Annotated in this window: 20 protein-coding genes and 1 pseudogene; 8 read left to right on the top strand and 13 right to left on the bottom strand. The window is 43.2% G+C overall.

Going from position 1 to position 20,166, the window contains the following annotated elements; genetic code table 11:
- Positions 1 to 86: 86 nt before the first annotated feature.
- The 7 genes and pseudogenes from JMX95_RS05530 to ilvA form a co-directional block, all read right to left on the bottom strand.
- Positions 87 to 860 (bottom strand): YdcF family protein, encoded by a 774-nt coding sequence (locus JMX95_RS05530; protein ID WP_201539677.1) that lies wholly within the window; start codon positions 858 to 860, stop codon positions 87 to 89.
- Positions 850 to 1,956 (bottom strand): UDP-N-acetylmuramate dehydrogenase, encoded by a 1,107-nt coding sequence (gene murB, locus JMX95_RS05535; RefSeq protein WP_201560288.1) that lies wholly within the window; start codon positions 1,954 to 1,956, stop codon positions 850 to 852. Before murB ends, JMX95_RS05530 begins: the two co-directional genes overlap by 11 nt.
- Positions 1,957 to 2,090: 134 nt before the next feature.
- Positions 2,091 to 2,588 carry a low molecular weight protein-tyrosine-phosphatase gene (locus tag JMX95_RS05540; RefSeq protein WP_201560224.1) on the bottom strand — a complete coding sequence of 166 codons (498 nt, stop codon included), beginning with the start codon at positions 2,586 to 2,588 and terminating at the stop codon, positions 2,091 to 2,093.
- 206 nt (positions 2,589 to 2,794) lie between these two features.
- Positions 2,795 to 3,235, bottom strand: coding sequence for an RNA-binding S4 domain-containing protein (locus JMX95_RS05545; protein WP_201560225.1), 441 nt, complete (start codon positions 3,233 to 3,235; stop codon positions 2,795 to 2,797).
- 125 nt (positions 3,236 to 3,360) lie between these two features.
- A complete protein-coding gene (locus JMX95_RS05550) occupies positions 3,361 to 4,053 on the bottom strand; it encodes an FMN-binding negative transcriptional regulator (protein WP_201560226.1) in 693 nt (230 codons plus the stop codon).
- Between the two features lie 29 nt (positions 4,054 to 4,082).
- Positions 4,083 to 4,241: pseudogene (locus JMX95_RS13675) on the bottom strand (excalibur calcium-binding domain-containing protein); the annotation flags it as partial.
- A gap of 347 nt (positions 4,242 to 4,588) precedes the next feature.
- Positions 4,589 to 6,142, bottom strand: a complete 1,554-nt coding sequence (gene ilvA / locus JMX95_RS05560; protein WP_060491167.1) for a threonine ammonia-lyase, biosynthetic — start codon at positions 6,140 to 6,142, stop codon at positions 4,589 to 4,591.
- 193 nt (positions 6,143 to 6,335) lie between these two features.
- Between ilvA and JMX95_RS05565 the strand changes: the two genes are divergently transcribed.
- The 5 genes from JMX95_RS05565 (at position 6,336) to rpiA (ending at position 10,167) form a co-directional block, all read left to right on the top strand.
- Complete coding sequence (locus JMX95_RS05565; RefSeq protein ID WP_201560227.1) at positions 6,336 to 6,710, top strand: ArsR/SmtB family transcription factor; 375 nt, start codon at positions 6,336 to 6,338, stop codon at positions 6,708 to 6,710.
- A 125-nt stretch (positions 6,711 to 6,835) separates the two neighbouring features.
- A complete protein-coding gene (gene arsC / locus JMX95_RS05570) occupies positions 6,836 to 7,240 on the top strand; it encodes an arsenate reductase (glutaredoxin) (RefSeq protein ID WP_201560228.1) in 405 nt (134 codons plus the stop codon).
- Positions 7,230 to 7,976 carry an arsenical resistance protein ArsH gene (arsH, locus tag JMX95_RS05575; RefSeq protein WP_201560229.1) on the top strand — a complete coding sequence of 249 codons (747 nt, stop codon included), beginning with the start codon at positions 7,230 to 7,232 and terminating at the stop codon, positions 7,974 to 7,976. Before arsC ends, arsH begins: the two co-directional genes overlap by 11 nt.
- 81 nt (positions 7,977 to 8,057) lie before the next feature.
- Positions 8,058 to 9,368, top strand: coding sequence for an arsenic transporter (locus JMX95_RS05580; protein WP_201560230.1), 1,311 nt, complete (start codon positions 8,058 to 8,060; stop codon positions 9,366 to 9,368).
- A 139-nt stretch (positions 9,369 to 9,507) separates the two neighbouring features.
- Positions 9,508 to 10,167, top strand: coding sequence for a ribose-5-phosphate isomerase RpiA (gene rpiA / locus JMX95_RS05585; protein WP_060491162.1), 660 nt, complete (start codon positions 9,508 to 9,510; stop codon positions 10,165 to 10,167).
- A gap of 131 nt (positions 10,168 to 10,298) precedes the next feature.
- Here rpiA and argF read toward each other — a convergent pair whose 3' ends face one another.
- The 3 genes from argF to dnaB all read right to left on the bottom strand — a co-directional run bounded on the left by argF (position 10,299) and on the right by dnaB (position 14,080).
- Positions 10,299 to 11,216, bottom strand: coding sequence for an ornithine carbamoyltransferase (gene argF / locus JMX95_RS05590; RefSeq protein ID WP_193012283.1), 918 nt, complete (start codon positions 11,214 to 11,216; stop codon positions 10,299 to 10,301).
- Between the two features lie 189 nt (positions 11,217 to 11,405).
- Positions 11,406 to 12,512 (bottom strand): alanine racemase, encoded by a 1,107-nt coding sequence (alr, locus tag JMX95_RS05595; RefSeq protein WP_201560231.1) that lies wholly within the window; start codon positions 12,510 to 12,512, stop codon positions 11,406 to 11,408.
- Positions 12,513 to 12,676: 164 nt separating this feature from the next.
- Positions 12,677 to 14,080 carry a replicative DNA helicase gene (dnaB, locus tag JMX95_RS05600; RefSeq protein WP_087815967.1) on the bottom strand — a complete coding sequence of 468 codons (1,404 nt, stop codon included), beginning with the start codon at positions 14,078 to 14,080 and terminating at the stop codon, positions 12,677 to 12,679.
- A gap of 335 nt (positions 14,081 to 14,415) precedes the next feature.
- Between dnaB and pdxA the strand changes: the two genes are divergently transcribed.
- Complete coding sequence (pdxA, locus tag JMX95_RS05605) at positions 14,416 to 15,507, top strand: 4-hydroxythreonine-4-phosphate dehydrogenase PdxA (RefSeq protein ID WP_227675983.1); 1,092 nt, start codon at positions 14,416 to 14,418, stop codon at positions 15,505 to 15,507.
- Between the two features lie 345 nt (positions 15,508 to 15,852).
- Positions 15,853 to 17,028 carry a class C beta-lactamase gene (ampC, locus tag JMX95_RS05610; protein ID WP_201560232.1) on the top strand — a complete coding sequence of 392 codons (1,176 nt, stop codon included), beginning with the start codon at positions 15,853 to 15,855 and terminating at the stop codon, positions 17,026 to 17,028.
- Positions 17,029 to 17,112: 84 nt separating this feature from the next.
- On the opposite strand, the gene JMX95_RS05615 is transcribed toward ampC, so the two are convergent.
- Genes JMX95_RS05615 through JMX95_RS05625 form a run of 3 tightly spaced genes read right to left on the bottom strand, consistent with a single transcriptional unit; the run spans position 17,113 to position 18,790 of the window.
- Entirely contained in the window at positions 17,113 to 17,847 is a 735-nt protein-coding gene (locus tag JMX95_RS05615) for a hypothetical protein (RefSeq protein WP_227675984.1), read from the bottom strand.
- Positions 17,847 to 18,548 carry an IS1 family transposase gene (locus JMX95_RS05620; protein WP_201560233.1) on the bottom strand — a complete coding sequence of 234 codons (702 nt, stop codon included), beginning with the start codon at positions 18,546 to 18,548 and terminating at the stop codon, positions 17,847 to 17,849. Before JMX95_RS05620 ends, JMX95_RS05615 begins: the two co-directional genes overlap by 1 nt.
- A 41-nt stretch (positions 18,549 to 18,589) precedes the next feature.
- On the bottom strand, positions 18,590 to 18,790 hold the full coding sequence (locus JMX95_RS05625; RefSeq protein WP_201560295.1) for a hypothetical protein: 201 nt from the start codon (positions 18,788 to 18,790) through the stop codon (positions 18,590 to 18,592).
- A 451-nt stretch (positions 18,791 to 19,241) separates the two neighbouring features.
- Between JMX95_RS05625 and rsmA the strand changes: the two genes are divergently transcribed.
- Positions 19,242 to 20,105: a 16S rRNA (adenine(1518)-N(6)/adenine(1519)-N(6))-dimethyltransferase RsmA gene (gene rsmA / locus JMX95_RS05630; RefSeq protein ID WP_201560234.1), complete on the top strand. Its 864-nt coding sequence runs from the start codon at positions 19,242 to 19,244 to the stop codon at positions 20,103 to 20,105.
- The last annotated feature ends 61 nt before the right edge of the window (positions 20,106 to 20,166 follow it).

The raw sequence follows: 20,166 nt of genomic DNA on the forward strand, positions 1-20,166 counted from the left end.
ACTCATCACAAGTATAGTGGATGACCGGTAGTGATTAGGGTGAGTTCTCAAAAGATATTGAACTGGCTACCTGCTTGTATTTAACTTTATTCGTCAGGTTTTTTTGCTGCGTTACCTCTAGGGGTTAACAGCTGCTGTGAGGTCACGTCGTTGGCATGACGACAATTCATTTGAGGACGTATCACATCGCGTAAATAAGCGGCAACTTCATAAACAGCGCGTCGAGAATGACTTAAGTTTTGCGCAGGTTTCATCCAGTCACGGCTCACTGGTAAAGGGGCGCTAAGTGGTGTGCTATTGATACCGTTTAAGGCAAACTGTCTACGAGCACGTGCCATATGGTAGCTGTCAGTAATGAGATACACATGACGCAGTGGAATACGTTTGGCGGTAAAACGCGCATTTTCGCAGGTATTCATACTGGCATTTTCGCTTATCAGCCCATCAATACCATGCTCAATGAGCCATTGACCAAGCCACGGCGCTTCAGCACCGCTTAGTACAATAGGTAAGGGTAAGTCGTGATAAGCGCTGGCAGCGGTACGGGCGCGGTTGAGGCTGTAGCTATTAAGAATAATTTGATTGTCATGATCATTGGTTAGTCCGCCGCCTAAAACCACATAAGCGGTAGGCGGTGAACTCAAGGCAGCAGAGGGTAGGCTGGGCAATGGCAAAAGCGTAAATAGATAAACAATAGCTTGGGAGAACAGCGGCGTGAATAGGCTGATGAGTACTAAAATAACAGTCGTTGAACCAAGTAAAAAGGTAATATTAATAATACGAAATAGCTTTATCATACGCTCAGCTGAACGCAGGTAATAACGCCATAGTCGCTTAGATAATAGCCGCTTAGACCACATGCTCATCATACCCAATAGAGCCGTCAGTATTTACCCAAACTGGCTCACGCGCTAACTGAATCGCAAATTTTTCATAAACCGTATTGACGATATGTCGTTGGGCATCTGCTACATTGTTTTGAGTGGCGTGATAAGGGGCATGATTGGTCAGCACCAAGGCTTGCTGCTGATGGGTGACAATCGGTGCAATACCACCACCTTTCAAGCCTGTCTGTTCAATCAACCAGCCTGCCGCAACCTTTATCATGGCATCAGGCATAGCGTAGCCGACGATAGTAGGGTAGGTCGATTGTAAAGCAATAAAGTGCGATTGAGGAATAATGGGGTTTTGAAAAAAGCTACCACAATTTGGCAGCTGCTTGGGATTAGGGAGTTTTTGTTGACGAATATCGATAATCGCTTGCATGATATCCGCAGGCACTGGCTGCGTACGATCGTCTTGCTCGGCATATCGTTGCGCAACGGTTTGCACATCACCATAGCTGGCTAGGATTTTGGTTGCATCGGTATGTAATCTGAATCCAACACAGCTGATTAACCAAGTATTAGGCGCACGTTTAAAAATGCTGTCACGATAGCCAAACTCGCAGTCGGCGGCTGTGAGATGATGCCAAGTTTGAGTGGGTAAGTGATAGGCTCGTACATACTGTAAGCAGTCTTCTAGTTGGACACCATAAGCACCGATATTTTGTACGGGTGCCGCACCAGTTAGCCCTGGGATTAGTGCCAGATTTTCTAGCCCATACCAACCTTGACTGACCGTATATACCACCAAGTCATGCCAGTTTTCGCCTGCCATTACTGCGATATCGACGTGGCTATCTGTCTGAGCGATGAGGCTGATACCGCGCATTTGGGGCTGCAATACGATAGCATTCAGATGCGCTGGTAATAACACATTACTGCCGCCAGACAATACAAATAATGGCTTGTTTTGCGCTATGTCTTTTGTATAATTTGCCATAAAATCGTCAAGCTGTGCTTCAGCCGTCAGTGTCACGACAGTATCCGCGACACAGGCTAAGGCCATGGTATTACCATGTGACAAATCGACTAATTCACGGGTCAATAAGCTCGCTGGCAAATCAGTGGTCATGGCAAATTGAGTACTAGAATCCAAGCGTGAAACTGAGGTCATAACATAGCCCATGTGGCAGATAGATAATGGATTACACAGTGTTTATTATAAAGGATGAAAGATAAAAAGGTGGCAGAAAGTTAGCTTTATCGTTAGCAAGCTTTCCAGCTTTCAATCCACGCTTGTGCGCTTGACTCAATACGCTCGATCACTTCTTCAAAGTCATCACCATCGCCTTTATAAGGATCTGGCACATCGTCGCCGCCATAAGTAGGATCTTCCTCACTAAATAAAGCCAACTTGGCCAAATTGTCTTCTGTCCCTATCAAGCTGTCTTTGATGGCTTGTAAATCAGCTAAATTCTGTGTATCCATTGCTAGAATTAAATCAAAATTACGAAAGTCATCGGCACTGACTTGGCGGGCGACCAGTTTATTGATTTTATAACCATGCGCTTTTGCATGGCGTTGCGAGCGAGTGTCGGGCGCATGACCAATATGCGAGTCACTCGTTCCTGCTGAATCTACTTTGATTGACAATCCAGCAATCGCTGCTTGCTGACGAAAGACTTCTTCAGCCGTTGGCGATCGGCAAATATTTCCCAAACAAACCAATAATACAGAAGACGGAGTACAGGTTTTCATCAGCATAATATGACCTTGTATAACAAAAAAACATGCTATAAGAGACCGGCATGTTAGTGCGGCTTTTATTAGCATGCAATTAATTAAGTAAATCGGCTGTCAGCGTAACGGTTAATGCCTTGAATGGCAAGAGTAGAAGCTAAACAATACGGTCATCTGTTCACGAATTTTCGATGATATTATTTATAATCTAAGGTCGTGCTTTGACCAGCTTATTCTTGTTTATGCTTAAAGCGTTGAAGGTCACGGCGCTCTTTTTTGTTGGGTTTATTATCAGGCCGTGCAAGATTGGCAAGTTTGCGCTGCTCAGCATGATAAGCGCGGCGCTCTTCGCTTTCTTCAGTTTCTGAATACAAAATTTCAGCAGCGAGCGCATTACCACGTTGCGCCGTTAGTGCTTCAACGACCACGGTCTTTTCAGTCATAGCAGTGGCTGAGCCTTGACGAATCTGTAGTTCATCACCAACCATAATCTCTTTGCTGGTCTTTACGCGGCTACCCGCATAATGTACCCGTCCGCTTTCGATGGCTTCTTTGGCGAGATTACGTGTCCGATAAAATCGTGCTGCCCACAACCACTTATCGAGGCGCATACGCACGACATCAGGTTGGCTATGGTTAGGCTGATTGTGGTTTTTGTTGTGTTTACTCATCAAAACCTCATAGATATCCATAAAGTAAGATAATATTAATGGTGCTTTTTTTGCAAATTGAAAGAGCCTTGCGCTATCAAAATGTTTAAAAATAGATTCTTATGGTGAAGAGCGAAAGTCTCGTCTTAGCCATTATTCTGATTGGCAACTTTCATCGCCATTTCAGCCGCATCATTTGTCTTTAACTGCGCTAAACCATTAATCACACCTGTGATATTTTCTACGGTTTTATTTTGGCTTAATTTAAATTGGGCTTGTATAGAATCGATGGGCAGCTTAAAGCCAATAATCCCTCGGCACATAGCATCGATATAAGTAGCAGGTGCCTCATCTAATGACCAAGGATGGTCGGATAGCACCTCTTGCTGCGCAGTCATGGTTGCTAATATCCATTTCAGCGTATCGGTGTCTTCAAGCAGCTCAATTTTGGATTGAATATGGACGCTTTGATAGTTCCAAGTGGGCACTTCTTTATGGGTTTTCGCTTTGCTAGGATACCAGTTGGGGCTGATATAATGTCCAGAATCTTGAAAAATAATTAACCACGAAGTATCTGGTAAGGTGTTCTGATAAATAGGGTTTTCACGACCGAAATGACCGTAAAGATAGCCGTGCTGAGCATTAGAGTTAATATCAGAACCAACACCAACACCAACACTAGCATCAGGCATAAAGTTATCGTTATGCCAGAAGAGCGGTATATGGCAGGCTTCAATGCCATCTTTGGTTTGAGTAATCAAGGTCGCTAAGGGATTGGCTGCGATAAATCCAATGATGTTTTCTAGGTTTTCTGCGGAAAAAATATCAGGAATATGCATGCTGTTCTCAGTTTATATTTGACATAAAATCAGCGACACCACTGCTGCTCACATGGGATACCATCATTGTTACCATCCATTTTGGTATTCGGGCAGTGTTGTACAAAGTAAGTGGCTTCTGCGCATGACGTCATCTGAGAGCAATGCTTTCTGCCATCACAGGTAAAGCTTGATGCTGATGCTGACGACGTGAGTACTGGTTTTACTGCCGAGACTGATGTTGACGTTGCATCTGAGTCGACGTACGTTGGCGGTATATCATCCAGATCAGTTGAGGTAAAATCAGCGTCAACTGGAGTATCAGTCGCAACGTTAGCAATAGGGTTACTGGTCGTGTTGTCAGGTTGCAGCATCTTATAACCCAAAAGTGCTAAAACCAGTAATAATATAAAGATCAATATCTTTTGAGTCACGGTTTACCACCTCATCATGGTCGCTATGAATTAATGAAAGCTACCAATGCATAATCACTGTTCATTCATCAATGGCTTTTTAGTGATTAACAAACAGCCATTGATGGATTGATAGTCTATTTTTATTTCAAAAATAATTGATAGCCAATATTGTCATTGAGCATGGTGCAGTCATAGCCGATATCGAGTAACGCGTCTTGTAATTGACGAGAATTACCTTCAGACGCTTGCAAACCGACCAATACGCGACCTTCGGCGGCACCATGATTGCGATAATGAAACAAAGTGATATTAAAGTCATCACCCAGTTTTTCTAAAAACTTCAGCAATGCCCCTGGACGTTCAGGGAAAACCACACTTAATAATTGCTCGTTTGCAACATGCGCATGACCACCAATCAAATGGCGGATATGTGATTTGGCAATATCATCATCGGTCAGATCATGAGCCGTGTAGCCATCAGCTGCCAATTGGGTGCGAATGGTTTTACGCTCTTTGTCGCCTTCTTTTAGTGCGATACCGACGAATATTGATGCAGGTTCCATAGAGTCAGGTGATTTTTTGCTATCGGCGCGATAATTAAACTCAGTGATATTGCGTCCATGTAAGCTACGGCAGAAATTTAAGAAAGCGCCTGTCTGCTCAGGAATTGTCACACCAAAGATGGCTTCTTTTTTCTCACCAATTTCAGTACGCTCAGCGATATAACGTAGGCGGTCAAAGTTCATATTGGCACCGCAAATAATACCGACGCAGTTTTTACCTTGCAGATTATGGGCTTCGATATATTTTTTCATACCAGCAACGGGTAACGCGCCCGCAGGCTCAACGATACTGCGATTTTCTTCAAAGATGTCTTTAACCGCCGCGCATACTTCGTCATTGGTACAAGTCACGACTTCAGGCTCGACTAAAGGACCTGACTTATCACTCTTTTGCATACGAACAATTTCAAATGGCAGTTCGCCGATTTGAGCAACCGCCACGCCATCGACGAACAGCCCAACTTGCTCAAGCTTAACGCGCTCATTGGCTTCAAGCGCCGCTTTAAGAGAAGCTGATTGCTCTGCTTCTACCGCAATCACTTTGACATGCGGCGCAACTTCACCTAAGAATGCCGCGACACCTGAGATGAGACCACCACCGCCAACCGCGACAAACACATAATCCATATTGCGCCATTGCTGAGTGAGCTCAAGACCAATGGTACCTTGTCCGGCAATCACCAATTCATCATCGTAAGGTGGGATAAAAGTCAGACCTTCTGTTTCAGCGCGATTGATTGCATAACGGTTGGCTTCATCGAAGCTATCACCATACAAATCGACATTGCCGCCAAGCGCCTTTACCGCATCCACTTTAATGTCAGGGGTGGTGGTCGGCATCACGATGATATTGTTTAGGGCAAGTTTACGGGCGGAGTAAGCAACCCCTTGTGCGTGATTACCTGCTGATGCACAAATGACGCCGCGTGCTTTTTGCTCATCACTTAATTGACTAATTCGATTATAGGCACCACGCAATTTAAAGGATTTGACCGGTTGCAAGTCTTCGCGTTTAAAACGAATGTCATTAGCAAAACGTTGGGTCAGCTTGGGCGCCGCTTCAAGTGGTGTTTGAATTGCCACGTCATAGACGGTGGCTTGCAAGATGGCTCGTACCCAATGTGACAGCATAATGTTCCCTAATAAAAAGTGTGGATGAATAGAAAAATTAAATAGATTAGCCTATGCTGATTTTAACGGTCTTGCAAGACCCTATTGCAGTTTTTGCAGCGATTTTAAGTTTTGATGAAAGATAGGGTGATTTTATCTCAATATTTTTAAAAAAAATATTGAATTATTTCCATATGTCTGTATTATTGGACATATGGAAATAATAAATGCTATCGCAAGCTTTGCTGCGCTCTCTCAAGATACTCGTCTCAAGGCCTTTAGGTTGCTTGTCAGCCAAGAGCCCGTTGGTCTGCCAGCAGGTGAAATTGCTCGTCAACTGTCTGTGCCGCACAATACGATGTCAGCACATTTATCAGTGCTGGCTCGTGCCGGGTGGGTGGTGTCTCAACGGCACAGTCGGCAGATAATTTATCGCGCCTCACTGTCACATATGGAGGAGGTTATTCAGTTTCTATTGCAAGATTGTTGTGCGGGACATCCAGAATTGTGTGCGTCTCTTATGGACAGTCTGAGCGGATGTGAGCGTGCTAAACCTACTGATGCAGACAGTCTTTCAAATAATCAGTAAGCCCATAACTGATTTAACAAACCTCTTTATTACTAGGGCGTGTCCTCATTTTTAGCTCATTTAGTCAATTTTTTTAAGATTGAGGACATACCCTAAGCATATTCATAAATATAGGTAAAATTACTATGACATCACTAATTTTTCACAATCCAAAATGCGGTACGTCTCGCAATACATTGGCCATCATGAAAGCCTCAGGCGAAAATCCAGAAGTAATTGAATATCTTAAAACCCCACCAAGCCGCGATCATTTAGTTGAGCTGTTGGCAAAGATAAACCTTTCACCAAGAGAGCTGTTACGAAGCAAAGAACCTGTCAATGATGAGTTAGGATTACACAATCCTGAACTGTCTGACGATCAAATCATTGATGCGATGATTGACCATCCCATTTTAATCAATCGTCCTATCGTGGTCACCAATAAGGGCGCGGCATTATGCCGCCCCTCAGAACGCGTATTTGAATTATTAGACAATCCCGTGAGCAGCTTTACTAAAGAAGATGGGGAAGTGATTTATCATGGCAAATAAAACAGCAGATTTAGATGTAGTCGATTTGGGTGATTTGCCCAATATTGATGTAGACAGTATACAATCTATCGATATTGAGCCTTTAATTGGAACAAATGACCCGCGCCATGCGCCTAAAATATTGGTGCTATACGGCTCTCTACGCCAGCGCTCATTCTCTAAACTGGCCAGTGAAGAAGCGAGCCGTCTATTGCGTTGGTATGGTTGTGAGGTTCGAACCTTTGATCCGACGGGTTTGCCATTGCCTGATGCTGCTGATGCCAATCATCCAAAAGTACAAGAGCTGCGAGAGTTGGCGCAGTGGTCAGAAGGTATGCTGTGGGTGAGCCCAGAACGTCATGGCAGTATGACCAGTATTATGAAAGCACAAATTGACTGGATTCCATTGTCATTAGGTGGTGTGCGTCCAACCCAAGGCAAAACTTTGGCAGTGATGCAAGTCAGTGGTGGCAGTCAAAGCTTCAATACGGTTAACCAATTGCGCATTCTTGGGCGTTGGATGCGGATGATTACCATACCCAATCAGTCCTCTATTCCTAAAGCTTTTTTGGAATTTAACGACGATGATCGTATGGATAAGTCTCCTTTATATTTGCGTCTCGTGGATGTTTGTGAGGAGTTGGTGAAATTCACTTGGCTGACCCGTGGACGCTCAGCCTATCTGATTGACCGTTACTCTGAACGGGTAGAAAGCGCAGAGGAGCTGTCGCAGCGCGTCAATCAAAAATCACTCTAATGTATCCTCTCATCATTCATTTTCTAATGCTTGCTCTTACATAATTATTCTTATAATAATTAAGCCTAAAAAGGTTACTCAATGCTGGCATTAACTATCTTTATCGTGACTCTGGTTTTAGTGATATGGCAGCCCAAAGGACTGGGTATTGGCTGGAGTGCAATGGGCGGTGCGTTGATTGCCTTAGCTTTTGGCGTGGTAAAGCTCTCCGATATTGGTATTGTGTGGGACATCGTTTGGGATGCGACTTTTACCTTTGTGGCGCTTATCATTATCTCGCTTATCTTAGATAAAGCAGGATTTTTTGGCTGGGCAGCACTGCATGTGGCTAGGCTTGGCAATGGGCAAGGACGTTTGCTATTTCCTATGATTGTGATTTTAGGCGCGTTTATCTCGGCGTTTTTTGCCAATGATGGGGCAGCATTGCTACTGACACCGATTGTCATCGCTATCTTACTGCGTCTCAAATTCTCACCACCATCTGCTTTGGCTTTCATTATCGCAACAGGTTTCATTGCTGATACCGCAAGTCTGCCGTTAATCACTTCTAATCTGGTCAATATTGTTAGTGCCAATTATTTTGACATTGGATTTGGTCGTTATGCAGCAGTGATGATACCGGTCAATATTGTTTCTGTATTGGCGACGCTCGCCGTATTATGGTTAGTCTATGCGCGGCACATTCCAAAACACTACTCCATTGCTGATTTGAGTGCACCAGAGTCTGCGATTGAAGATCCGCTTGTCTTTAAAGTAGCCTTTCCACTGCTCGCGTTGCTACTTATTGCCTACTTTAAGACTGAGTCATTGGGCATTGCCATCTCCTTGGTGACAGGAGTGGCGGCGTTACTGTTAATGGCTATCGCAGGTCGCTGGTGGCAAGGAGGGCGTGATGCCGTTGTTTCTGTATCTGATATCCTGCGTCAAGCACCTTGGCAAATCGTATTATTTTCCATCGGTATGTACTTGGTGGTTTATGGCTTGGGCAATGCAGGATTGACTGCCTATGGTGCTCAAGTATTGAATTGGCTAGGGCAGCAGGGTACGGTCATCGCAACAGTAGGAACTGGATTCCTCTCTGCTATTGTAGCCTCTGTTATGAATAATATGCCGTCTACTTTGGTTGGTGCACTGGCGATTGATAGCGCGCAGGTACCTGCTGCCACTCGAGAGCTCATGATTTATGCCAATGTGATTGGTAATGATTTGGGACCGAAATTCACACCTATCGGTAGTCTGGCGACTTTATTGTGGCTCCATGTATTGGCAGAAAAAGACTATAAAATCAGTTGGGGGCAGTATATGAAGATTGGACTGCTCATTACCCCGCCCGTACTATTGGTCACGCTACTGGCTTTGGTTGTTTGGTTGCCTTATCTGTCTTCATTTTAAAATTTGAGTGAATGTCTTGCGATTAGCGTGGCTATTACGCTGACATCCATTAAGCTCATCGGGTATAATGGCGGCGCATTTTACCTTTTTACCCTTTACTTTTTTTAAAGCGATACGTTTATTTTGCCAAGGATTTATGATGAGTGATCAGCAAGCACAAAAGCAAGCCGCCGCCAAAGCGGCTCTAAGTTATATCGAAGATGACATGATACTTGGAGTAGGCACAGGCAGTACGGTCAACTGTTTGATTGAATTATTACCGACAGTAAAGCTTGCTGGCGCAGTTGCCAGCTCACAGGTCACTGAAGACAAACTTCGTGCCCTTGGTATTGAAATCGTTGATTTGAACTTTGCTGGTACGCTTGATATTTATATCGATGGGGCAGATGAGGTCAATGAGCATTTGCAATTGATAAAAGGCGGTGGCGGCGCGCTCACTCGTGAGAAAATCGTGGCAGCGGCTTCTAACAAATTTATATGTATGGTTGATGAGAGCAAAAGCGTTGAGGTGCTAGGTCGCGAGTTTCCTGTTCCGATTGAGGTACTGCCGCAAGCACGTTCTTATGTCGCACGGCAATTAGCCCGTATGGGCGGTGAGCCAGTTTACCGCGAAGATTTTGTGACTGATTATGGTAATGTTATCTTAGATACTTATGATTTGGATGTGAGTAATCCGATAGCGCTTGAGAAAGAGCTGAATAATATTGTGGGTGTGGTGTGTAATGGTATTTTTGCGGCCAATCAAGCTGATGTATTGCTGAAAGCAGGTAGTAATGGTGTGACGACACTTATTCGTTAAAAAATGCTTACTCGTTAAAAATCGGTTAAGCAGTGTCTTATCGTTCATCAGAAACGAAAAAGGCAGATCACACTAAATGTGGTCTGCCTTTTTCGTACTTACTCTTCCATAAATAGATTATGGCTACATTTTTAAAGTTTTATTTTGTCTTGTAATAAGAATTCCATCAAGGCTTTTTGCGCATGTAAGCGATTTTCGGCTTCATCCCATACCACTGAGCGTGGATCGTCAAGCATATCATGAGAGATCTCCTCACCACGATGCGCGGGTAGACAATGCATAAATACCACTTCAGGATCGGCTTTGTCCAATAGTGATGGCGTTACTTGATAAGCGGCAAAACGGCGCGCACGAGTATTTTGTTCAGACTCTTGTCCCATGCTTGCCCATACATCGGTGACAATTAAATTTGAATCTTTCGCGGCTTCTTGTACGTTTTCGACAATACTGACGCAATGCGAGAAGCGTTTCATCAGCTCAGGGTCAGGCTCAAACCCATAAGGCGCAGCGACGCGTAGCTCAAAACCAAATTGATGAGCTGCTTGCATATAGGATGCACACATATTATTGCCATCACCGACCCAAGTAACGATTTTATTTTCGATACTTCCACGGTGCTCATAATAGGTTTGCATATCAGCCAGTAGCTGACAAGGATGAAATTCGTCAGTTAAAGCATTGATGATAGGCACACTTGAGTATTCAGCAAAGGTCTCAACTTTTTCGTGACCAAAGGTACGAATCATGATGATATCGACCATGCTCGATATGACACGAGCAGAGTCTTCTAGCGGCTCACCACGCCCAAGCTGGGTATCATTTGGCGACAAAAAGATAGCACTACCACCAAACTGACCCATACCTGTCTCAAATGAGATGCGCGTACGGGTTGAGGATTTCTCAAATATCATGCCAAGCGTACGACCAACAAACGGCTGATATATCTCGCCTGCGTGTTGCATCTTGCGCAATTCGCTGGCACGCTTTATAAGGTTTTCTAATTCTTGTTTGGTTAAATCAGATAAGGTCAAAAAATGGCGCAAACTCATAGTAATCCTAGCAGTCGATCGCAGTCAGTGAAACGTCATCAGTCTTTAATAGCATCGCGTCAGTGCGTATACTGGGGTGACAACAAACTTTTAGTATAGCGCAATTAGGCTTAATGTAAATGTCCAATTTGCCATGATTTATAAGTCTGGCAAACAGACATTACATGAATAGTGACGAGGTCAGCATAATTATACTTGTATGCGATTTGGGCGAATGCTTAGGCGGCATAGTAGCTCATAGCTAATCGTACCTGCATGTGCGGCGACTTCATCGACGTGCGGGGCATCGCCCCACAGTATTACTTTGCTGTCTAACGCAATGTCTTCTGGCGCGGTACTGACATCAATGACAATCATATCCATTGCCACGCGTCCAATGACTGCACATCGGTAGCTTTGATCGTTGATAGTATCTATAACAGTGACATAGGCTTCATCGCTGATGACACGAGGGTAACCATCGCCGTAGCCGACACTCACCAGTGCGGTTCTAGTGTCTTTCTGCGCTGTCCAACGACTGCCATAGCCAATAGAATTGTCCGCCTGAACTGTTTGCAGGGCGATAATTTGTGCGCTGAAATCCATCGCTGGCTGTAAGTCTAACTCATGCGCGCTTTTATCAATGACAGGGGCGCTACCATATAAAATAATGCCGGGACGTACCCAGTCATAATGATGCTCTGGAAAATTAACGATACCGGCTGAATTGCATAATGAGCCTTTAATATCAGCGCTAATGGTCGCTTGTAAGGTATCTAATACCTCCGAAAAACGCTGAATTTGCATTGAGTTTAATGGATGAGTGCTGTCATCGGCATTAGCAAAATGCGTGGCTAGTATCAGCTGATATCCCACTTCATGCAGACGCTTAGCCGCTGCCATAATACCTTCAGCGTTGAAGCCTAGACGGTTCATACCAGTATTATATTTAAGCCAAACCACTCTGGTCGCACTATTGGCTGGTGGGATATTGTCGAGTGCCCACTGCAATTGCGGCGCATGGTGAATCACGCAGCTAATATCATGCTCAATGGCTTGCTGCCACTCATCAGTGGTAAATGCCCCTTCAATCAAACCAATGGTTTTGTCCCAGCCTAACTGCCGAGCTTCTAGCGCCTCAGTCAGGGTTGCAACACCAACACCATCTGCTTGGTGCAATGCAGGCAATACCGCTGCCACACCATGTCCGTAAGCGTTGGACTTGACCATGGCTAGGACTTTAGAGTTTGCTGCCATTTTCTTAACTTGATTTAAGTTGTGAGTAATGGCTTGTGGTTTGATTGTGATAGTACGCATAATTGGCTTCTTTATAAGTAGAATTATGAAGTTATAAAGCCAGTACTGCATCAATTGGGCTAATGCAGCACTGGCTATTTTATTAAAAACTATTTGTTCGCTTATGGTTAAGCTTCAGTCTTTATCAGGTTTAGTTTTATTAGGCTTAAGTTTTATAAGATTGATTACTCGTCATTCTCGAAACTGACATTTTGATAGTATTCTGGTGTTAGGTTAATAAAGCGGGTAAATTGCCCTTCAAAGCCCAAACGTATGGTGCCGATAGGGCCGTTACGCTGCTTACCAATAATAATTTCAGCCACGCCTTTGTGGTCTGTATTCTCATTATAAACCTCATCACGATAGATGAACATAATCAAATCGGCATCCTGCTCAATCGCACCCGATTCACGCAAATCCGACATGATAGGGCGCTTGTTAGGGCGGTTTTCTAGACTGCGGTTAAGCTGCGACAAAGCGATAACAGGGCATTCAAGCTCACGTGCTAGCGCCTTGAGACTCCGTGAAATCTCTGAGATTTCCCCAACACGGTTGCCATCTAGGTTTGGTACTTTCATCAACTGCAGATAATCGACGACGATAGCGCCAAGCTTGCCATCATGATTTTTAGCGATACGGCGGCAGCGTGAACGCATCTCAGATGGTGGCAAAGCAGTACTATCATCAATATAGAGATGTTTAGATTGTAAGTGCTGAATGGCGTTCATCATTTTTGCCCATTCATCTTCATTCATTTGCCCAGAACGCAGATGCGTCTGATTAATCGCGCCCCATGAGGACAGCAAACGCATGACGATAGACTCAGCAGGCATCTCCATCGAAAACACCACAACAGGCAGATCTTCGTTAAATAAAATACCTTCTGCCAAGTTCATGGCAAAGGTGGTTTTACCCATAGAAGGGCGCGCAGCCACGATGATTAAGTCACCTGCCTGCAAGCCTTGGGTTTTATTATTCAACTCAGCAAACGGCGTCTGCAAACCAATCATGCCATCGGGATTGGATTTAAGCTCTTGAATCTTATCAATAACGTTGGTCAAAACAGCAGTAATGCCCACAGGTCCACGCTGTTCAGCGCGTTTATTGTGCTGCTCATTGATGCTAAATATCTTACCCTCAACACTGTCTAAAATATCACTGACGCTCTGGTCTTTAGGATTATAGGCGAGCGTGAGCATCTCATTGCCAGTCGTAATCAGTTGGCGTAGAGTAGATAGTTCACGGACGCGCTGAGCATAGGCGGTCAGGTTAAACAAGGTCGCAGGGCTTTGGCTCAAAATATCTGCCAAGTAGCTATCGCCGCCTGCACTTTTAAGGAGTTTTTGTGCTTCTAGCCAGTCGTGTACCATGACCGTATCATAGGGTTCGTTGACTGCCGCTAAATGAGCAATAGCATCAAAAATATACTGATGTCGCCCTGCATAAAAATCATCTTTGGTAACGATATCAGCAATCTTGTCGTACGCCTCTTCGATACTCATTAAGGACGCGAGCAATGCCTTTTCAATGTCGATATTGTGCGGCGGTGTCTGATTGAGTAAGTCGTCGGTTTTTTCGTTGTCTGCCATGATTGCCTAATGTGTCAAAAGTCGATATAAAAGAGGGTATAAATGGGTATGTGACATCAGGGTTTCATTGGGTGCTGATATAGCAAATAAAACGCCACGTGCCACTATAATTGAAGTACCAAAACCTGATCTCTGTGTTGACCGGTAAATGCTATAATGAAAAGCGAAAGTTTAACACATAATAGGCTTTTTTCGGCACCGATAGATAACTATCTATTCTAGATGACGGTTGTAATAAGTAAAAAATCATCTATACAATATAAGTGTCAGTACTTATTTTCCCCATAAAAAATACAATAAAATTCACGACTCAATATAAATATAAAGGCGTAGTTATGATGCAAGATATACAAAAAAAATTGCCATTATTAATCACAACTGGTGAGCCTGCTGGTATTGGGATGGATATCGTGCTGCTATTAGCGGCTGAGGGTAAATTGCAAGATTTTGAACGTCCAATTTGGGTCACTGCCGATAGCACCGCTATGACAAAGCGCGCAGATGAGTTGGTTGCAGCTGATGTATTGAAAAACCTTCCCATCTGGCAAACTATTGATATCGATGCCGATGACTTTAATCTTAACGTTGTAGAGCAGATGTCGCAGCCAGATACGAACGTGGATAGTTCTTTTATTCTACTTAATATATCTTGTGCTGAGCCAGTTGTCTGCGGGAAAATTAACACGCGCAATTCAGCAATGGTTGCTAAGCAGTTAGACATTGCCCATCAGTTGGCAACCAACAAAATAGTGGCTGCTATCGTCACTGGACCATTGCAAAAGTCTGCATTGATAGAAGCTGATATTGAGCTATTAGATGGCACAATGTTTAGCGGTCATACAGAGTTTTTTATGCAGCAAAGTGGCTGTGATAAAGTGGTTATGATGCTCGCCAATCAAGCCATGAAAGTGGCGCTTGTTACCACTCATTTACCGCTAAAAGATATCCCTGCTGCAATCACGTCTGACAATGTACGCCAGACCGTACAAATTGTCGTCGATGAGATGAAAGCAAAATTTGGCTTAACGCAGCCACGTATTTTAGTCTGTGGTCTTAATCCACATGCAGGCGAGGGTGGGCATTTAGGCGTCGAGGAGATTGAGATTATCAATCCAGTGTTGCAAGAGTTCATCGATGTAGGCGTCGATATATCAGAGGCAATGCCAGCGGATACGTTATTTACACCCAGACATCTAGCCAACTGTGATGCGGTGATTGCTATGTATCATGATCAGGGGTTGCCGGTGCTCAAATCACATGGTTTTGGTGATACCGTCAATCTTACTTTAGGACTGCCGTATATCCGTACCTCGGTTGATCATGGGACTGCGCTTGATTTAGCGGGGCGCGGCAATGCTAGTGCCACTAGCTTGTATCAAGCATTAAAAATGGCAAACGAGATGGCAGATAAATCGCTTATTAAATAGACCTCTTGCATAAGCCGGCACCTTAGCGACATTTATCACGCAGTATTGGGTAACTTTAGTGTGAGTAATGGCTATTTATGAATTATCAAACAGGGTTTAATATAATTGGTTCCGCCATAGCAGTCTGTTATAAGTGGTCTATTAATAGGTTTAGAGGGCTGAAATAGCTGGTTCTGCTAGGGTACATCCTAAAAGATCCATTCTATGATACTAAATCGCTAAGATTGTCGGGGATTCAGCATTCTGAGATAATGTAAGATGGCATATCTGAACTGAAAGCAAAGCGCTATTTGCATGCTCACTAAATTATCAGTACATCTATCAGAATAAATGAGAAGCCCTAGAATGAAACAATCTTTTCAGACCCTGTTAAATCAAGTGGGACTTACCGCTTTAGTGACAGCATCATTACTATCTGGAACAGTACAAGCAGCAGATAACAATGACCATCTAAAGAGCACCGTTGATCAACAAGCCAAATTACTAATGAATGAGCATGATATTTCAGGGATGTCTTTTGGCGTCATCATCGATGGCAAATCACATTTTTATCATTATGGTTTGGCTGATAAGAAAGCCAAAATACCTGTCTCAGAAAACACTATTTTTGAGCTAGGCTCAATCAGTAAGACGTTTGCTGCTACCTTAGCCAGTTATTCAGAATTAAATGGCACACTTACATTAGAAGATACTGCTGATAAATATATTCCCTACCTAAAAAACAGCACCATTGGCAACACCAAGCTTATAAACTTAGTTACCTATTCAGCTGGTGGTCTGCCGTTACAAGTACCTGATGAAGTCAAAAACAATAAAGAGTTGCTTAGTTGTTATAAATCTTGGCAGCCAGTCTTTTCTGTCAACTCAAAGCGTTTATATTCCAATGCCAGCATAGGATTGTTTGGTTATATATCGGCATTGAGCATGGATGCTGATTACACACAATTGATGGAAGAAAAAATACTGCCGTCACTCAATATGCCCAACACCTTTATCAATGTGCCTAATGACAAAATGGCGGATTATGCGTTTGGTTATAATGCTGTTGGCGATGCTATCCGAGTCAATCCTGGCATGTTAGACGCTGAAGCCTATGGCATTAAATCCACCATTAAAGATATGACGCAGTTTATGGCGGCGAATATGGGGCTGGTGCCGCTGGATAAAGATATTCAGCAAGCGTTAGACAATAATAGAAAGGGTTACTATCAGGCGAGTACTTTTACCCAAGGGTTAGGATGGGAGATGTACTCTTATCCTACTCAGCTAAATACCTTACTCGAAGGTAACTCAATGGATGTGGTGCTAAAGCCTCAAGCCATTAAAATAGACAATCATCCAACGTCTATTTTAAACAACGTCTGGGTCAATAAAACAGGCGCTACTAATGGGTTTGGTGGCTATATCGCTTATATTCCTGCCGAAAAATCAGGCATTGTCATTCTGGCAAATAAAAACTATCCCAATGCAGATAGGGTCAAAGCAGCGTATACGATTTTAGAGAGTGTGATAACTCATTGATTAAGCATGAGTCACAAAGCAACCTTATAAAAACGACCTCCCACTAATAACCCAGCTAGATGCTGGGTTTTTTACGTTCAACTTTTAAGAGCAACCTTCCACCAAATAAATCGCTTCTGGTATACCAATATCTATGCTTTCTACCTCACCTTTTAATAGGTTTTTATGCTCTGCTGTCCACTCAGTCGCCTTAATCATAGAATCACTCAGCTTTTGACCACCCTTGACATGATATTCAATTTGTAGGGGTAACTTATCCTGTTTATTATTAAGCTCAATATTGTCATCTTTTAAGAATTCTCCAAGTGGGCTTTCTTTTATTACCTTGAAATTGACATTAGCAATCAGGTTATAGTAGTCACCATCAACCGCATATTTATCGATCTCGTAGCTAAGCTCGTCATTATGTGCTTTCATAACGTCTGTAGCGGAATTGCCAACGTTGATGTCTTTATAAAACGGGATACTTGGATCCTGAATATTAATCAGGGCAACCTTGTTGTCTATGATTTGATACAGCACAGAAGCACGTTTACCGTACTTTTTATCGATATAGCTCAGCTCTGGATTACTGACGTAATAGCATTTTTCGTTATCGCTCTTGGCTTTGGTCATTCCTAGGCTGCTTAGTAGTTCAGGAGTAATAACCTGACCAAAGCTTAGTTTCTGATACCCTGACGGGCTGACGATTTGTTCATCAGCTATATCTGTCGCTTTGTTAGTTTGGGCTTCATCTATAGCACTTGTATCTGTAGGTGCTGGATTGACAGGCATCTCATCATTCTCGATCAGGTGGTGTTCTAAAAAGTATGCCGGCATCAGACGTAACCATAATTGATGTAAAAGAACACCATATCAAACACTTTGAAGTGATTATCGAGCTTCTTAGAGAAACAACAGGTTTTTCTAACCGCCCGACGCAATCGGTGTCTAAGACGGCAGTTATTACCTTCAATTCCTACCGTATGAGATTTGCTAACTCGTTTGTGGTCAAATTTAAAGGCGGTTATAAAACTGTCCCAGTTGTCCATACTGATAGAGCCATAGCTGACTTTAAGCTGCTTGAGACGAGCTCTTAACTTCTTAGCCGTTTTTAAGTCGCGTCTGCCCCAAACATAAGCAACATTCTCATTAGTAACGCGATCATAAGCATAAATAAGCCAAACTTTACGCTTTTTGCGATACACGTAAGTCCAGAATTCATCAACCTCTAAGCGTTCATAGTAGCGCTTCTTAGGCGTAATCTTATAAACAGATGAGCCTATGGTGCTCAATACTTTACCGATACTGACTGAGGCTATAACAGCTATGTCTCTAACGCCGCAGCCTCTAACTGTCATGAGCCGTATAAGCTCTTCCACTTTAGAGTGACAGCCGTTATAAGTTAATGCATGGTCGCCAATAAACTGACGTTTGCAGTCCTTACATTGATAATTCTGCTTGCCATAGATTTTTTTGCCATTTTTCTTTAGACTGGGACTGTGACAGTCGGGGCAACTGATATCTATTTGTGTCTTCATAACCTCAAATATATCATCTTGCTTTGGCTGTCACCCTCCTTTTATCTCCTCAGCATACTTTCTGATACACCACCCTCGATCATATCTTTGTCTATATTATTCGTTTGTGTAGTGTCATCGTTATTTGTAGATGAGGGCTGTAAGTCACAGCCTGTCATCAGTTGTACAGCAGCGATTAATAAAGTAGAAGCCATTGCCGTTCTAATTATCGGCAATGATGATTTTGAATGAAAAGTTAACATGGCTCAATTCCTGAATTCAGATCATTGATATTAATATATACCTCAATGAACCTTGTATAAACTGTTTTTCTTATGCTCAATTTCATTTAAGATAACGTCTAATCGGTGCGTCTATAGCGCACTAAAGACGAATAGAATATGTATGGTAAGCACACCATAAAGTACACCGTGAGTATTTCAGTGAGTTAAAACATTGATATCACTAGCCTACAGCAAAAGCTTCAAGTCCTCACTAGGGAACCATGCTTGCTCTCATAATAGTCTTATAATAAATGATTTTAGAACAAAAAAGGCTCTGCGTCGGTTGCGCTAATGTATGGGTGGTTTAACAATAAAATATCTCAAAAATACAGTGCAATTATGAGCTGTGTTATAATTCATCATTATAAAACTAGCACATTGCTGGCATTGCCTTATCGACCCTCTCTTTTTTATCTATGAAGACTTTTTTATGTCCAAAACATCGTTTGATGCTCAGTCTATTACCAACAGCCTACGCGCTGCCAAACACCAACCACGTAAGCGCTTTGGTCAAAACTTCTTACATGATCGCAGTGTCATCCGTGAGATTGTTGAGAGCATTCGCTTAGAGCGCGATGACAATTTGATTGAGATTGGGCCAGGGATGGGCGCACTGACTGAGCCATTATTGGCAGAAGTGGATGCGATGACTGTGGTCGAGCTGGATCGTGATTTGGCAGATAGCCTGCGTATTCGTATCGGTGCCAACAGCCATCGAAACTTTACGATCATCAAAGACAATGCCATGCATGTCGACTATCGCGAGCTGTATAGCGATGAGCGTGGCAAGCTCCGTGTGGTTGGTAATCTGCCGTATAATATTTCTACGCCTATCTTATTTCATTTGCTCAGTTATGCCGATGTGATTCAAGACATGCACTTTATGCTGCAAAAAGAAGTGGTCGAGCGTATTACGGCGGATGTCGGTAGCAAAACTTATGGTCGCCTGTCGGTCATTATGCAGTATCATTGCCATACCGATTATCTACTGACCGTACCACGTGGTGCTTTTAATCCGCCACCAAAAGTAACCAGTGCGGTTTTTCGTTTGACGCCGCATATTACTAAGCCAGTCGTCGCAGAGGACGAAGAATATTTCGCGCTTGTGGTACGTGAAACCTTTAACCATCGTCGTAAGACGTTACGTGCCATCTTTAAAAAATCAACGTTGCTACCGACATTGAGCGAAGAAGATTTTGCAGCGTGTAGCATTGACCCACAAGCACGTCCTGAAGTCTTAAGTGTGAAAGATTTTGTGAATTTAAGCAATCAAGCGCGTAAAGTAGAGGTTTAAATCGAGTTACTGCCGATTCGTCGTCAAAGACATTTATATGGAAATGACGACATAAAACTTT

The sequence above is a fragment of the Psychrobacter sp. NC44 genome, assembly GCF_904846655.1.
Taxonomy (GTDB): Bacteria; Pseudomonadota; Gammaproteobacteria; order Pseudomonadales; family Moraxellaceae; genus Psychrobacter.

Coding starts and splice junctions, on each gene's coding strand:
- JMX95_RS05530 (WP_201539677.1), bottom strand. CDS start 860: ATGTGGTCTAAGCGGCTATTATCTAAGCGACTATGGCGTTATTACCTG.
- murB (WP_201560288.1), bottom strand. CDS start 1,956: ATGACCACTGATTTGCCAGCGAGCTTATTGACCCGTGAATTAGTCGAT.
- JMX95_RS05540 (WP_201560224.1), bottom strand. CDS start 2,588: ATGCTGATGAAAACCTGTACTCCGTCTTCTGTATTATTGGTTTGTTTG.
- JMX95_RS05545 (WP_201560225.1), bottom strand. CDS start 3,235: ATGAGTAAACACAACAAAAACCACAATCAGCCTAACCATAGCCAACCT.
- JMX95_RS05550 (WP_201560226.1), bottom strand. CDS start 4,053: ATGCATATTCCTGATATTTTTTCCGCAGAAAACCTAGAAAACATCATT.
- ilvA (WP_060491167.1), bottom strand. CDS start 6,142: ATGCTGTCACATTGGGTACGAGCCATCTTGCAAGCCACCGTCTATGAC.
- JMX95_RS05565 (WP_201560227.1), top strand. CDS start 6,336: ATGGAAATAATAAATGCTATCGCAAGCTTTGCTGCGCTCTCTCAAGAT.
- arsC (WP_201560228.1), top strand. CDS start 6,836: ATGACATCACTAATTTTTCACAATCCAAAATGCGGTACGTCTCGCAAT.
- arsH (WP_201560229.1), top strand. CDS start 7,230: ATGGCAAATAAAACAGCAGATTTAGATGTAGTCGATTTGGGTGATTTG.
- JMX95_RS05580 (WP_201560230.1), top strand. CDS start 8,058: ATGCTGGCATTAACTATCTTTATCGTGACTCTGGTTTTAGTGATATGG.
- rpiA (WP_060491162.1), top strand. CDS start 9,508: ATGAGTGATCAGCAAGCACAAAAGCAAGCCGCCGCCAAAGCGGCTCTA.
- argF (WP_193012283.1), bottom strand. CDS start 11,216: ATGAGTTTGCGCCATTTTTTGACCTTATCTGATTTAACCAAACAAGAA.
- alr (WP_201560231.1), bottom strand. CDS start 12,512: ATGCGTACTATCACAATCAAACCACAAGCCATTACTCACAACTTAAAT.
- dnaB (WP_087815967.1), bottom strand. CDS start 14,080: ATGGCAGACAACGAAAAAACCGACGACTTACTCAATCAGACACCGCCG.
- pdxA (WP_227675983.1), top strand. CDS start 14,416: ATGATGCAAGATATACAAAAAAAATTGCCATTATTAATCACAACTGGT.
- ampC (WP_201560232.1), top strand. CDS start 15,853: ATGAAACAATCTTTTCAGACCCTGTTAAATCAAGTGGGACTTACCGCT.
- JMX95_RS05615 (WP_227675984.1), bottom strand. CDS start 17,847: ATGCCGGCATACTTTTTAGAACACCACCTGATCGAGAATGATGAGATG.
- JMX95_RS05620 (WP_201560233.1), bottom strand. CDS start 18,548: ATGAAGACACAAATAGATATCAGTTGCCCCGACTGTCACAGTCCCAGT.
- JMX95_RS05625 (WP_201560295.1), bottom strand. CDS start 18,790: ATGTTAACTTTTCATTCAAAATCATCATTGCCGATAATTAGAACGGCA.
- rsmA (WP_201560234.1), top strand. CDS start 19,242: ATGTCCAAAACATCGTTTGATGCTCAGTCTATTACCAACAGCCTACGC.